Source organism: Salinimicrobium flavum, from assembly GCF_042684505.1.
Lineage (GTDB): Bacteria > Bacteroidota > Bacteroidia > Flavobacteriales > Flavobacteriaceae > Salinimicrobium > Salinimicrobium flavum.
In genome coordinates, this window is sequence record NZ_JBHULT010000010.1 from 17629 (window position 1) to 32300 (window position 14672).

Genomic DNA, 14672 nt, shown 5'->3' on the forward strand with positions numbered 1-14672 from the left:
TTAAGGTTTATGTATCTTTAGGGAAATTTCTAAAATACCAGGGAAATGATGTATCCAGATACTGTGAATCCGGAGATGATGGAGGAGGAAAGATTAGCGGTTCTACAAAAATATGAGATCCTCGATACTCCTCCTGACGGAAGTTTTGATCGCATCACCAGGCTGGCTGCACAACTCTTTGATGTTCCCGTTTCTATCGTCTCACTGGTGGATAGTGACAGGATCTGGTTCAAAAGCAAACAGGGGCTGGAAATTTCTGAGATACCCAGGGATCCCGGGTTATGTTCTTCTGCCATTATCAGTAATGAGATTTACATCGTGGAAGATGCACGCAAAGATCCGCGCACACTTGCCAATCCTCTGGTTGCAGGAGAATTTGGTCTTCAATTTTATTCCGGCGTACCTTTACGAACCAGGGAAGGATTTAACCTTGGCACATTATGCATTATTGACAGGGAGCCTCGGGAAATATCTGCTTCAGAAAAAGATATCCTGAAGACCTTGGGAGAGTTGGTAATGAACCAGATCGAACTGCAGATCGAAGCACGAAAGGCGGTGCGACATCATCATAAGATCCTCAACACAACTGCCCATGATCTTAAAAATCCGGTGGCTATCATGCCTTTATTGGCAGATCTTATAATGGATAACAAGCATAACCCTGCAGCAATAGACGATATTTCCAAACAGATAAAGGATGCAGGCCGCAGAATGGCAAAAACCATTAATGATCTTTTGGAAACAGCAATGGAGGAGTCGGGCGAAATCCATCTTCGGCTTAAAGCCTTTGACCTTTCAAAACTCTTGAAGGGGGTAGTGGAATCCAACCGTGCCCTTGCCCGAAAAAAGGACCAGAAGATCAGGTTCGAAACTAAAACAACTTGTAAGGTATATGCAGATCACCGTCGGCTTACTGAGGTGTTTTATAACATAGTTAATAACGCGGTGAAGTTTTCCCTTCCCCAAACCGAAGTGAGGGTGAGTTTATTTGAAAAAGAAGGAATGGCCGTTGTGAGAATCGAAGATGAAGGACCCGGTTTGACAAAAGATGATCTAAATAACCTGTTTCGCAGGTTCACCTCCTTAAGTGCCCGGCCTACAGGTGGGGAAACCTCATCAGGCCTCGGCCTTTCTATTGCCAGGGAAATAGTAGAGGCACATGACGGGCAGATATATGCTGAAAGTGAAGGTTCTGAAAAAGGTACCTGTTTCACCATTCAACTACCACTGGCACGGGAGCAGGATTGATAGTGGGGTCTAATCCTTTTCTTCCTGTTCGAATTCCTTTTTGTTCTGAAGAAAATATTTGGGGCTTACCCCGTATTTTTCCTTGAAGATCTTCGAGAAATAACTCCGGTTATTCAAACCTATCATACTTACGATCTGAGAAATATTATGGTCTGATGAGGTAAGCATTTCTTTGGCTGCTTCCAGTTTCACCTGCTGCACATATTTATTTACCGTTAGGTCGAATAAGTATTTGAATCCTTCCTGCAGTTTATTTACATTGGTGCCCACTTCCTTGGCCAGATGATCTACAGAAAAATTCTGGTTAAGGTTCTCATTAATGATTTCCACCGCACGTTTTACTTTTTCAACATCGGTACGACGTAACAAGACAGGTCTTTTTTCTTCATTCTGGTCATCATGGTACTGGTTGATCTGTTTTGAGAGCATTTCAAAAGCTTTTCCTTCAAGGAAGACAGAGCGAAGAAAACCGTGAAATTCTTTGTGAGTGATCTCCTCCACGATATCTGCTGCCTGTATACTGTAATTCCCCTGGTAGAAAAAGAGGTTTTTCGCTTCGGTATCCATGAACAATTTTTTAAGTTCAGGATCCAGCCCGTCGAATTTATAGTTGTTCCTTTTATTGAATTCTTCCCTTATGATCTCGAGACTGGAAACATGAGAAGTTTCATTCGCCTTGAAGAAAAGGACATGTCCATTAAACCCACTACTGGAAACGATCACATTTTGAAAGGTTTCAATAGTATGTATTTCATTGTTCTCCTCAAAGGCATGGTCAACTTTTCCTTCTGAACAAAAAATGAATTTCAGGGGATGAGTTTTATTAACCGTGAAATGAATTTCCATATCCTTATAAAAAGTGCAATAATATTCTATAATACCTACCCCTGAAGGAAAACTGGCCCCCCTAATGAATCCCTTTCCTATGTCCTCGGGCAGGTCAATGGTAAATTCCCCGCCATCTCTGTCAATAGGGGCATTGAATTTATCTGCGATATCAATTATGATGTCCTGAACCGGAAGTGCTTTTACAAAAATTTTCATCGGGAGTATTTAGCTGTTTTTAGGATTGCCCAAAATTAAACTTTGAAAAATTGATTTATTTACTCGTGTTAGAGTTCATGGGATTACCGGCAACAATTGTTTTATTACTGTTAATAATTTTAAAATCTCAAAGCTTTGAGATTAAACTTAACAGAATTCCTTTTAAGTTTATTTTAAAGTTGTGTTATAAAACGTAATGATAATTTGATTTACGGTATTCTTTAACGTTTCATTAAGGTACTTTTGGCTTTCGCGGAATATTTCTGTTTCGTGAAATTTTGACGGTATGACGATTTTTTACCTATTGATGGGATTGGAGGTTTTGGTGGTGTTGTTTGTGAGCGGGTGGCTGTTCAGAAAGATCTATCATATGTATATCGAAAGAAGGAGACGTAAATAATAAACTTCACTTTTTCACCTATACTACTTTCCCTTTCCGGCTTTTCCTTTATTGTCTTCGGAAGAAAGCTGTACCTCAGAATTCTTATCTTTGCCCAAACTTATTTAAATGAAGAGCGTTAAAGCACTTAAGTGGCGCTATGCTACAAAGAAATTTGATCCTAATTCAATACTGCCTGCAGAAAAGGTAGAGATCCTGAAAAAAGCCTTTAACCTTACCGCGACCTCCTATGGTCTGCAGCCACTAAAGTTGGTGGTTATTCAGGATAAAGAATTGCAGGGAGAACTGGAACAAGCTTCCTTTGGTCAAAAACAAATAAGTACGGCCTCTCATGTCATGGTCATTTGTATTGAAAAGGAAGTGGGAGAAAACTTTATAGAGAACTATTTTAAGTACGTGAAGGAAATCCGAAATACCCCCGATTCTATTCTACATCCCTTTAAAGAATCACTAATAGGGGATTTTGGAAAAAAGACGTTAGATGAGGTGAGGATCTGGGCTACCCACCAGGCCTATCTGGTTCTGGGGACCTTGCTCACGGTTTGTGCGGTAGAAGAGATCGATTCCTGTCCCATGGAAGGTTTTGAACCTGAAAAGTATGATTCGATCCTGGAGCTGGACAAATACAATTTAAGGTCGGTATTGGTTTTACCAGTAGGATACCGGGCAAAGGATGATTTTTTTGCTGAACTTAAAAAGGTAAGAAGGCCCCTGGAAGAGACCGTTATTGAAATCTAGTAATTAACGTACTCGATTATTTCAAGGCCGTAACCTATCATTCCAACCCGCTTCTTCTGCCGGGAATTAGACAATAACCTTAGCTTGTGGATCTCCAGATCATGGAGGATCTGTGCGCCAATTCCAAAATCTTTGGTATCCATTACGATGGGAGGAGCTTTCATCTCTCCCGTCTTTTGAATTTCTTTCAGACCTTTCAGACGATTAAGTAAATTCAGGGATTGACTTTCCTGATTGATAAAGACGATAGCTCCCTTTCCTTCCTCATTGACCGCCTGGAACATGTTGTCCAGCTTTTTGTCTGCATCACTTGTAAGGGTACCCAGAATGTCATTATTTACTAAAGTAGAATTAACCCGAACAAGTACCGGTTCATCAGACTTCCATGCGCCTTTTGACAGGGCTATGTGAACCTGTTTATTGGTGGTTTGTTGATAAGCTCTCAAACGGAAATTCCCGAATTTTGTCTGTATATCAAAATCCTCTTTCTTAACGATAAGAGAATCGTGTTGCATTCGGTAAGCGACCAGGTCTTCTATAGAAACAAGTTTCAGGTCAAATTTGCGGGCTACTTCAACCAAATGGGGTAAACGTGCCATGCTGCCGTCTTCGTTCATGATCTCCACGATCACCCCGGCAGGGGAAAATCCTGCAAGGCGGGCGAAGTCTATAGCAGCTTCAGTGTGCCCGGTTCTTCTCAGAACCCCGCCTTCTTTCGCTTTAAGTGGAAAAATATGTCCAGGACGTCCAAGATCCTGCGGACGGGTGTTGGGATCGATCAAAGAACGTATGGTCTTTGCCCTGTCAGCTGCCGAAATCCCTGTGGTTACCCCATTTCCTTTAAGGTCGACAGAAATGGTGAACGCAGTTTCCATCGGGTCAGTATTGTTACCCACCATCATTTCCAGGCTCAGCTCTTTACATCGTTTTTCAGTGAGAGGTGCACAAATTAATCCGCGGCCATGGGTGGCCATAAAATTGATCATTTCGGGAGTGACTTTTTCGGCTGCTGCCAGAAAATCACCTTCATTTTCACGATCTTCATCGTCCACGACAATGATCACCTTCCCGGCTCTAATGTCATCAATAGCTTCTTTAATGCTGTGTAATTTAAAGGAAGTCTCGGTAGCCATGGCTCTTGTTTCTAATTGGGCGCAAAGATATTTAATCCTTTTCGTTTCGACCCATGATCTGTGCTTTTTTCAGTAACTTTTTGATGGGTTCGTATATTATGCTGAAACCAAACAAACCCTGATCTGTAGTAGCCCTGTAAGTTAAAAGAATACCCAGGGGCAGCATGATAAGGGTTGAGAGCCATGTGGCTAGGAAAGGACTTATTGTACCTTCTTCTGCACTATTTTTTGCAAAGATCCCAATGAAGTGATAAGTAAGGAATATAAGAATGGCTATTACCATAGGAAGCCCCATTCCACCTTTTCTAATGATGGCACCCAGTGGGGCACCAACAAAGAATAGTACAATACAGGCAAAGGCAAGTACATATTTTTCATGAAGGGCGATCTCAAATTTATTGAGGCGTTTGGATGCCTGTACCAGTTCTGCTCTTTTAGAATCTATGGTAGTAACAGCACCGTTGACATTGCCCAAAGCCAGATTAATGATCTGTGAGGCCCTGTAAGGTTCATATAGGGGTAAAATTCCTTTATTAACGTCATGAACGGTGTCTATTCGCGGCTTTACCTCTGTACTCATGGTACTTAACCCTGTGCGGTTGTACATGTTTCGGGTAAGACCATCAACCTCCTGGTTATAAGAGGTCGAAAAGGAATCAATGGTTTGTTTCAATTCAGAGATCTTAAGCATGTTATGGGAATTGCTGTAGCGCTCCTCGTTAAGATCAACATCGTTGAATCCTGAAAGATCCATATTGATCATGTATTCTTCAAAATGACTTTTTGCGAAGGGCTTTTTGAGCCTGCCTGCCGGGGAGCTGGACTGGATCTCGTCGTAGTAGTTCCCGTCTCTTAAAATAAGGCTTAGTATGTTGGACCCTTCACTACCTACGAGCTCTCCTGAAGTGGCTTTGATCACCGTAAAGTTTCCGGACCGCCTTTCGTTTTTTTTGTGAATGATCACGTTATCGAGATACTGATCCTTATTGCCGCTTTTTTTGTCAACCTTGATATTAATCTCTCCAAGTTCATTAAAAACCCCTTCAGAAATTACCATTGCCGGTTTAAGCTGGGCAATATTTTTACGGAGGTTGATAGATTTATATTCTGCAGCGGGAATCACATTATTGGCGAACAGAAAAGCTATAGCGCTCACCAGCAGAATAAAAAAGGTGAGGGAGCGCATGGCACGCTGCAGTGAAATTCCGGCAGATTTCATCGCGGCAAACTCATAATTCTCAGCAAAGTTACCAAAGGTCATGATAGAGGTGAGCAGAATTGTAAGGGGAATCACCAGGGGTACGAGCTTCGGACTAAAATAAAGAAGGAACTTTAGGATAATAAACACGTCGAGATCCTTCCCGGCCAATTCCCCAATGTAGAGCCAAATGGTCTGCAATACAAAAATGAACATGAGTATTATAAAGACCGTAAAAAAGGTTTTCAGGTAACTGGTAAGTATGTACCGGTCAAGGATCTTCAATTGGTCTAGTCTAACCTGTTTATATAATAATCTTTATATCTGTCTTCTTTGAATTGGAATAAAGATTCCGGAAGAGGCTGATTTGTCTTAAAACTGCTCACCGTAATAGTGATCGTGGAACCGTTTTCCTGCGTTTGAACCAGGTTGTAAATATGCTTTGTTTGCTTGTCAATTCCCAGTAAAATGTCCTTTATTTCAGCATTGGAATCAATTGGAGTGAGTTTTACGTACTGTATTTTTCTGCCTTTGATATCCTGGGTCTTTCCTAATTTAGATTTGTATCCCTCGTTGTAGAAAGTAAGCATTTTGGACGGAGTAATTTCCTGGTCATCTTCCGGGTTATAAGTAGAAATATTAATTTCTTCGTCTTCGGGAATAATAGTATACAGTTTCTTTCCGTCGAACATGCGGGTAGTCCCCATAATGTTCAATACATATTTTTCCCCTTTCAGACTCACATCTCCTCGGGTTTCATGCTTCACATTTTCTGCAGGGTTCTCCAGGGAATATTTGAAATCAATTATGATATTATCATAACTATCTACCTTGGCAGAAACCTCATCCAGCAATACATTTGCATCGTTGGGGGACTGCGCCATGGCTCCCGTCATCATTAAAATTCCAATAATGATCAATCCTAATTTTTTCATTCTATTTTTCTTTTTTCTCATTTACTCATCCAATAACTGGCTAAGACCTTCCATATCCTGTACCAGGACCTGTCTTGCCTTACTGCCTTCAAAAGGGCCAACTATCCCGGCAGCCTCCAGTTGATCGATGATCCTTCCGGCGCGATTGTAACCTAATTTAAGTTTCCGCTGAAGTAAAGAAGCTGATCCTTGCTGGGCCAACACTATTACTTCGGCCGCTTCCCTGAAGAGCTGATCCCGATCTCCTACGTCAATATCAAGACCTGTGCCACTTTCCTCCCCGCTGTATTCGGGAAGGTGGTATGCATCGGGATATGCTTTTTGCGAACCAATGAAATCGGTGATCTTTTCAACCTCCGGAGTGTCTACAAAAGCACACTGTAAGCGCAGTAAAGTGTTGCCCTGGGTGAATAACATATCTCCCTTCCCAATGAGCTGGTCTGCACCCTGACTATCAAGTATGGTGCGTGAGTCGATCTTGGAAGTAACCCTGAAGGCGATACGGGCGGGGAAATTGGCTTTTATGATCCCCGTGATCACGTTTACCGAAGGTCTTTGTGTGGCAATGATCAAATGTATCCCAATGGCCCGGGCAAGTTGAGCCAGCCTGGCAATAGGAGCTTCCACCTCTTTCCCGGCGGTCATGATAAGGTCTGCAAATTCATCTACCACCAGGACGATGTAGGGCAGAAACTTATGACCATTTTCGGGGTTGAGTTTTCGGGCTTTGAATTTAGTGTTGTATTCCTTGATATTACGAACCATTGCATCCTTTAATAGTTCGTAACGGTTATCCATTTCAATACATAAAGAATTGAGGGTATTGATCACCTTGGTATTGTCTGTAATGATCGCTTCTTCAGTATCGGGTAATTTGGCGAGGTAATGTCGTTCTATTTTGTTGAAAAGGGTAAGTTCCACCTTTTTTGGATCAACCAGGATGAATTTGACCTCAGCGGGATGTTTGCTGTAAAGCAGGGACGTTAGAATGGCATTGAGCCCCACAGATTTACCCTGTCCCGTGGCTCCCGCCATAAGCAGGTGAGGCATTTTAGCCAGGTCTACCACAAAGGTCTCGTTTGAAATGGTCTTCCCTAAAGCCATAGGCAGTTCCATTTCAGCATTTTGAAATTTCGGAGAGGCGATCACGCTGCGCATGGAAACAATGGTAGATTTTTTGTTGGGAACCTCGATCCCAATAGTCCCTTTTCCGGGAATAGGTGCAATGATCCTTATACCCAGTGCTGAAAGGGAAAGGGCAATGTCATCTTCAAGGCTTTTGATCTTCGAAATACGAATCCCGGCTTCGGGAATGATCTCGTAAAGGGTAACGGTTGGCCCTACAGTTGCCTTGATCTGGGCGATATCGATCTTATAGTTCTTAAGGGTATCAACAATCCGGTTTTTGTTCTCCTCGAGCTCTTCCTGGTTAATGGTGATCCCTCCGCCGTTGGCATTATAATCTTTAAGGAGTTCTATGGTTGGGAACTGGAATTTTTTGAGTTCCAGGGTTGGGTCAAATTCACCGTAGTCTTCTACCGCTTTTTTGCTCAGGTTGTCCAACTCTTCCTCAACAGCAGTTTCCACTTCCATTTCCACATCATCGGGATTTTCTTCAGAGCGTATCACTACTTTATCGGGTGCCGGTCTCCCCGGTTCTACTTTCTTTTCTTCTTCGGAAGGTTCTTCGGAAGCAGTATCAATTACAGAAGATTTTTGTTTATCAGGTGTAGTCTGGGTGGTTTTTTCGGAAGAAGGTGTAGCAGAACGAAAATCTTCAGAAATATCATTTTTGGTCCTACGGAAATAGGTCACAACTTTTTCCGGAGTAACCTTTAACCTCACCGTCAGGTAAACTACTAAAAGGAAGGTGAGGAGCAGAATCGTACCGGTAAAACCCAGGAAATCCTGAAGGTAATCATTGATCTCATATCCTACAGTACCTCCCAAAAGTGAATTTTTGTGAGCAAAAAATCCGAAGAAAACAGACAGCCATATCATAACCGGGATACCCCAGAACCAGAATTTCTTCAGCCCCTTTTTATTGAGATTGAAGAAAAAATAAATGCCCGTAATCAGCGTAAGAAAAGCAAGAGCGAATGCGGCTATCCCAAAGCCTTTGTAAATGATAAAATGACTAATCCCGGCACCAAATTTACTCAGCAGGTTTTGAGTCATTACCTCGCGTTCCCCTAATCTGGAAAGGGTGCTTTGATCTGCCTGCCAGTTGAATAAAAAGGATACAAAAGCTATCAACAAAGCCAGCCCGAACAAAAAAAGGAAACTTCCAAGAATTACCTTGTTCTTTGGGGAGAGGGTAAGGGAAGGTTTTTTGATCCGGGGTTTAGGGGACTTATTAGCAGCTTTCTTTTTAGCCATATTACAGCAAGGAGTTTGGGGCAAAAATACAAATTAGCATCAGCTAATATAAACAAAAGGAAAAATCTATTCATAAAGTTGTCCACCAAAGCCATCAAAGAAGAAATAGGCCTGAAGGAGATATTTAAATAAGACTGTGAAGAAAGCTTATAGGGTGTAGAAAATATAAGGAAAGTAAATGATCGCCCCAATGATGACTGCGATCACTGCGGCAAAGAAAACAGCGCCGGCAGCTACGTCTTTAATCACCCCTATCTTCACATGAAAATCTGGATGCACAAAATCTGCAATGTTCTCTACAGCTGTATTGAGTCCTTCAGAACACATCACAAGACCAATAGCCAGCAGCTGGAACATCCATTCTGTAGCGGTAATGTCAAAATAAAATCCGGCGATGGTGACCAGGATGGCCAGGACAAGCTGCACCTGGATACTGGGCTCATGTTTGATCAACAGCCACGCACCTTTTATAGCATAACCACCTCCACGAATACGGCCGGTGATAAAATCATACATTTATAACAGCGTTTTTAGGGCTTCGAGATAATCAGGCTCCTGATTGATCTCCTTTACCTGTTCGGTGTACAGGATCTTCCCGGTTTCATCAAGAACGATCACCACTCTGGATAACAGTCCCTCCCAGGGGCCATCAATCATTTCCAGACCATAATCCTTTCCGAAGTTTCGCTCTCTGAAATCTGAGAGGTTGATAATATTGGAAAGTTCGTTCTCTTTCTTGAAACGTTCCTGGGCGAAAGGCAGGTCCCGCGAAATATTAAGTAACACCACGTTATCCATCTCGGTTACCTTCTGGCTGAAATTACGAACAGAGGTCGCACAAAAATTGGTATCAATACTCGGGAAAATATTCATGACAACACGTTTGCCCTTATAATCCTGAAGGGTGGCAACGCTGAGATCAGATTTAAGCAGTTCAAAATGAGGTGCCCTTTCTCCTTTTTCTGGCAGATGTCCATAAGTGGTAACAGGTTTTCCTTTGAACGTAATTTGTGACATATTCTCTATAATTGGTGGTTGAGCTATTAAATTTATAATATTAGAGGCTGGCTTTTACTAAAATTATCATAAAACAACTAAGGCTGCTTTTTCTTTTTAAAAGCAGCCTTAGAACTGGGTTATGTATCAGGGTTTTATTTGTCTATAGACCCCAAAACCTTTTTCATGAAACCGTTTGCCGCGTCACGTTCGGGCACACCGTCTTCGATCATCTTTTGAACTTCAATTGCGCCACAAATGTTGCTGATCAATTCCCCTATAACATCCATTTCCTCATCAGTCACCGTGCGGTGTTCAGAAAAGGATTCTAAAACTTCAAGGGTATTTTCCAGTTTCTGCAGCTCGTTGTTCTTTTGAAGATGTCTAATTACTGGTAACTTCATTCACTAGATCTTTTAAAAGTTCAAACTTATTGGTCTGCACCTGGTTAACTAAAGCTCCGTTCTTGAAGCTGGCAAAAGTGGGTAAATTGTCCACTTTGGCCAGTTTTCTGGATTCAGGAAATTTTTCTGCATCAACCAGGAGAAAGGTCGCATTCTCATTTTCAGCGGCAAGTTTTTTGAACTTGGGTTTCATCACCCTGCAGTTTCCACACCAACCTGCCATGTATTGTACCACAACAGTGTCGTTCTCAGAGACTACTTCCGCTAAATTATCATTTGTCAATTCTCTCATCGTGCTGCTTTTTAATTAGAGCTTAAATATGAAGCAACTCCATTACGGTTGGCATTCATCGCTTCTTTACCTTCTTCCCAGTTTGCAGGACAAACTTCTCCTTTTTCCTGTACGTGAGAATAAGCATCTATTAATCTGATGAATTCCTTCACATTCCTTCCAAGAGGCATGTGGTTCACACTTTCGTGGAATACTGTGCCTTCCTCGTCAATAAGGTAAGTGGCTCGGTAAGTTACATTGTCTCCTTCAACAGTATAAACACCGGTTTCTTCATTATAATTTTCATTGGTAATATCAAGTATACCCAATTGGTTTGCAAGGTTCCTGTTTGAATCTGCAAGGATTGGATAAGTTACTCCTTCAATTCCACCATCATCTTTTGGGGTATTAAGCCATGCAAAGTGAACCTCTGCGGTATCACACGAGGCACCTATTACCATTACATTTCTTTTTTCAAATTCCCCAAGAGCATCCTGAAATGCATGCAACTCAGTTGGGCAAACGAAAGTAAAGTCTTTTGGGTACCAGAAAAGCAAAACTTTTTTACCATTGTTCTTTGCTTCTTCAAACACGTTGATCTTAAAAGTATCACCCATGTCATTCATTGCGTTCACTTCAAGATTCGGGAATTTCTTTCCTACTAATGCCATATTGTTTTTATTTTTAGATTATTGATTATTTTACTGGTGCAAAGATAAAAACTAAGCACAGAGAGACTCTTCTTACAGATTTTTAATTTTTATCTGACAATAGGTTTTGGTGATAGTGTTTTAAATTTTGAATAAAATAAAACTATGCAGTAGCGGTTTTGTTATTCAACTGGCGGATCTTGATATTGAATGCTGCAAAAATGAGGGTCATAAAAGGACTTAGGTAATTAAAGATCGCATACACAAAATAGGAAGCCACAGGCACTCCTAACACCCCGCTGTGATAGGCGCCACAGGTATTCCAGGGAACGAGTACCGATGTTACGGTACCGGAATCTTCAAGGGTACGGCTCAAATTCTCGGGCGCCAGATTTTTGTCCCGGTATGCTTTTGCGAACATTTTACCCGGAACTACGATAGCCAGGTATTGATCTGAAGCCGTGGCGTTAAGTGCAAGACAGCTGACCACTGTGCTCGTAAATAAGCCGAAGGTGGTATGGAAAAGGTTTAGCAAGGCACGGCTAATTGCTGCCAATGCCCCTATAGCATCCATGATCCCTCCAAATACCATCGCACAGATAATTAACCAGATAGTTCCTAACATTCCTGCCATCCCACCTGAAGAGAACAGGTCGTTAAGTTGTTCATTTTCTGTAGTGACAGAGGTATCAATGGTGATGGCATTCATAATGCCTTTATAGGCTGCTTCAAAGTTTAGGGTTTCAGATCCGGCAACTTCTGCAACCACTCCGGGTTGAAAGAAAAGTGCAGCAACGGCTCCAAGTAAAGTTCCCAGTAATAAAGCGATCAACGGAGGGGTCTTTTTAATGATTAGTACGATCACTAGAAGAGGTACTGCAAAAAGCCACCCACTAATATTAAAAGATTTTTCAATGGAATTCAATATGGAAGCGGTATCTGCAGTTCCCGATGGTTCAATAGTGAAACCAAGAATTATAAAAACGATAAGGGTGATTGAGATAGTAGGAACCGTGGTAAGGGTCATGTACCTAATGTGGGTAAAAAGATCTGTGCCGGCCATGGCAGGGGCAAGATTGGTGGTGTCACTAAGGGGGGAAAGTTTGTCCCCGAAATAAGCTCCGGATAGGATCGCACCTGCTGTCATTCCAACAGATATTCCAAGGGCTTCTGCAATACCAATCAGCGCGATCCCTACGGTAGCCGAAGTGGTCCAGCTGCTTCCCGTAGCCACTGAGATCACAGAACAAATGATCACGCAGGCAGCCAAAAATATGGTAGGATTCAGGATCTGGAGACCATAATAGATCATGGTAGGAATGATCCCACTAATTAACCAGGTTCCTGCCAGAGACCCCACCATTAAAAGTATCAGTATAGCACCGGTTGTAGATTTAATATTCAGGGCTACCTCCTCTATCATTTTATCAAATGATACTTTGTTGAAGATCCCAATGATGGCCGCCACTGCACCTCCCATTAGGAGGATAAACTGATTGGAGCCGCTAAGGGCATCGTCTCCATAAACAAAAACATTATAGGCAAGCATGCCGATCAGGGCAAAGACAGGGAACAAAGCTTCCCAAATATTCAGTTCCTTATTCTCAATAATTTCTTCGCTGTCTTTAATGAACTTTTCGTCTTCCATGTAACGGGGGGATGTGGTTTTGAGCCTGTAATGTTACGATTTTTCAGGAAGAGTTAAAAGAGCCGGCAGGAAGTTTGAGACCAAATCGCTATTAATCAGGACAATTCCTGTAAAAAGAAAAAGCGGATAGCTTAAAAACCCATCCGCCAGAATTTGTTATTAGAATTTAATCGCCCAATTCCAGTGCGATCTCTACCATTTCGCTAAAAGTGCTTTCCCTTTCCTTGGTAGTGGTTTTTTCACCTGTTACAAGGGAATCTGAAATGGTTAGCAGGGAGAGAGCATTTACCCCGTGTTTTGCTGCGATAGTATATAAACCCGAAGATTCCATCTCTACGCAAAGGACTCCAAATTTAGACCATTTTTGATAAGATTCGAATTCATCTGCGTAAAATTCATCACTTGTCAATACGTTTCCTGCTTTCACTTCAATTCCTTTTTCCCGGGCCAGTTCAATGGCCCTCTGAAAGAGTGTGAAACTGGCAGTAGGAGCAAAGTCAGCTCCCTGGAATCTTGCCTGGTTGATACCTGATGTAGAAGACGCAGCCATGGCGATCACGATATCACGGATTTTAACGCTCTTCTGATAAGAGCCTGCACTGCCCACCCTGATCAGGTTCTTTACATTATATTCATTGATCAATTCATGGGCGTAGATCGAAATGGAAGGTACTCCCATTCCAGTGCCCTGAACTGATATCCTTTTTCCTTTGTAGGTTCCGGTATACCCAAACATATTACGAACCTTGTTGTAACAGGTAATTTCTTTAAGATAGGTGTCTGCTATCCATTTTGCCCGTAAGGGGTCTCCCGGTAATAAAACTGTTTCTGCTATATCCCCTTTCCGGGCTTCAATGTGAATACTCATCCGTTTAATTCCTTTACTATTGATACTCCTGAAGAAGTTCCTATTCGTTCTACTCCGGCTTCTATATAAGATAAAGCCATATCTAAATTCTTTATTCCCCCCGAGGCTTTTAATTTTGCCTGCCCGTTGACAGCCGATTTCATCAAAGCGATATTTTCCAAACTTGCCCCGTCATTTCCAAATCCTGTGGAGGTCTTTACGTAATCTGCCTTTGCTTTAACTGCGATCTCGCTGGCTATAACAATTTCTTGCCGCGTGAGATAACAGGTTTCAATGATCACTTTTAATACAAGATCTCCTATCGCTTCTTTAATAGCAGTTATCTCCTGTTCAACCTTTTTAAGATTTTTTGATTTTAGTTCCCCAATATTGATCACCATGTCCACTTCTTCAGCACCTTCTTTTACCGCCTGTTTTGCTTCAAAGACCTTGGCCGGGGTTGACATTGCACCTAAAGGAAAACCTACTACGGTACATACTTTGACATTAGAGCCGGCGAGATTTTTTTTCGCCAGGCTAACATAACCACTGTTCACACAAACTGAAAAGAAATTATATTCTTTAGCCTCCTCACAAAGTTTGATAATGTCGGCTTCTGTAGCAGTGGCTTTCAGGATCGTGTGATCTATAAATTTGTTGATTTCTATCATAAAAAAATTATTGATTGCAAAAATGAGATATGATATTTGCCTGTGTTATGACCCTGGTCACTTCAGGCAGGTTTAGAAAAACTTCAATTTGGCAAAACCTCACAAATATA

The 14672-nt window shown here is 41.8% G+C and carries 15 protein-coding genes; 2 read left to right on the forward strand and 13 right to left on the reverse strand.

The window, feature by feature from the left end:
* Positions 1 to 45 precede the first annotated feature (45 nt).
* On the forward strand, positions 46 to 1248 hold the full coding sequence (locus tag ACFSTG_RS10945) for a GAF domain-containing sensor histidine kinase (protein ID WP_380752488.1): 1203 nt from the start codon (positions 46 to 48) through the stop codon (positions 1246 to 1248).
* A gap of 9 nt (positions 1249 to 1257) precedes the next feature.
* Here the strand turns inward: ACFSTG_RS10945 and ACFSTG_RS10950 are convergent, their stop codons facing one another.
* Positions 1258 to 2292 carry a helix-turn-helix domain-containing protein gene (locus ACFSTG_RS10950; protein WP_380752491.1) on the reverse strand — a complete coding sequence of 345 codons (1035 nt, stop codon included), beginning with the start codon at positions 2290 to 2292 and terminating at the stop codon, positions 1258 to 1260.
* Positions 2293 to 2800: 508 nt separating this feature from the next.
* Here ACFSTG_RS10950 and ACFSTG_RS10955 point away from each other — a divergent pair.
* Positions 2801 to 3430, forward strand: a complete 630-nt coding sequence (locus tag ACFSTG_RS10955; RefSeq protein ID WP_380752494.1) for an NAD(P)H-dependent oxidoreductase — start codon at positions 2801 to 2803, stop codon at positions 3428 to 3430.
* Here the strand turns inward: ACFSTG_RS10955 and ribB are convergent.
* The 12 genes from ribB to deoC form a co-directional block, all read right to left on the reverse strand.
* A complete protein-coding gene (gene ribB / locus ACFSTG_RS10960; protein ID WP_380752497.1) occupies positions 3427 to 4563 on the reverse strand; it encodes a 3,4-dihydroxy-2-butanone-4-phosphate synthase in 1137 nt (378 codons plus the stop codon). The two genes, ACFSTG_RS10955 and ribB, sit on opposite strands and share 4 nt — an antisense overlap.
* 31 nt (positions 4564 to 4594) lie before the next feature.
* Positions 4595 to 6046 (reverse strand): LptF/LptG family permease, encoded by a 1452-nt coding sequence (locus ACFSTG_RS10965; protein WP_380752500.1) that lies wholly within the window; start codon positions 6044 to 6046, stop codon positions 4595 to 4597.
* Positions 6047 to 6051: 5 nt separating this feature from the next.
* A complete protein-coding gene (locus ACFSTG_RS10970; protein ID WP_380752503.1) occupies positions 6052 to 6696 on the reverse strand; it encodes a LolA family protein in 645 nt (214 codons plus the stop codon).
* A gap of 21 nt (positions 6697 to 6717) precedes the next feature.
* Complete coding sequence (locus tag ACFSTG_RS10975) at positions 6718 to 9075, reverse strand: FtsK/SpoIIIE family DNA translocase (RefSeq protein WP_380752506.1); 2358 nt, start codon at positions 9073 to 9075, stop codon at positions 6718 to 6720.
* Between the two features lie 147 nt (positions 9076 to 9222).
* Positions 9223 to 9591: a diacylglycerol kinase family protein gene (locus ACFSTG_RS10980; RefSeq protein ID WP_380752509.1), complete on the reverse strand. Its 369-nt coding sequence runs from the start codon at positions 9589 to 9591 to the stop codon at positions 9223 to 9225.
* Positions 9592 to 10092 carry a thiol peroxidase gene (gene tpx, locus ACFSTG_RS10985; protein WP_380752512.1) on the reverse strand — a complete coding sequence of 167 codons (501 nt, stop codon included), beginning with the start codon at positions 10090 to 10092 and terminating at the stop codon, positions 9592 to 9594.
* 134 nt (positions 10093 to 10226) lie between these two features.
* Positions 10227 to 10475 carry a DUF6952 family protein gene (locus ACFSTG_RS10990; RefSeq protein WP_380752515.1) on the reverse strand — a complete coding sequence of 83 codons (249 nt, stop codon included), beginning with the start codon at positions 10473 to 10475 and terminating at the stop codon, positions 10227 to 10229.
* The gene (locus ACFSTG_RS10995; RefSeq protein ID WP_380752518.1) at positions 10456 to 10767 is read right to left on the reverse strand and encodes a thioredoxin family protein; all 312 of its coding nucleotides are present in this window, start codon (positions 10765 to 10767) and stop codon (positions 10456 to 10458) included. Before ACFSTG_RS10995 ends, ACFSTG_RS10990 begins: the two co-directional genes overlap by 20 nt.
* Positions 10768 to 10778: 11 nt before the next feature.
* Positions 10779 to 11417: a peroxiredoxin gene (locus tag ACFSTG_RS11000; protein ID WP_380752521.1), complete on the reverse strand. Its 639-nt coding sequence runs from the start codon at positions 11415 to 11417 to the stop codon at positions 10779 to 10781.
* Positions 11418 to 11559: 142 nt separating this feature from the next.
* Entirely contained in the window at positions 11560 to 13044 is a 1485-nt protein-coding gene (gene nhaC, locus ACFSTG_RS11005; RefSeq protein WP_380752524.1) for a Na+/H+ antiporter NhaC, read from the reverse strand.
* 166 nt (positions 13045 to 13210) lie between these two features.
* Complete coding sequence (gene deoD, locus ACFSTG_RS11010) at positions 13211 to 13912, reverse strand: purine-nucleoside phosphorylase (RefSeq protein ID WP_380752527.1); 702 nt, start codon at positions 13910 to 13912, stop codon at positions 13211 to 13213.
* The gene (deoC, locus tag ACFSTG_RS11015; protein WP_380753751.1) at positions 13909 to 14559 is read right to left on the reverse strand and encodes a deoxyribose-phosphate aldolase; all 651 of its coding nucleotides are present in this window, start codon (positions 14557 to 14559) and stop codon (positions 13909 to 13911) included. Before deoC ends, deoD begins: the two co-directional genes overlap by 4 nt.
* Between the last annotated feature and the right edge of the window lie 113 nt (positions 14560 to 14672).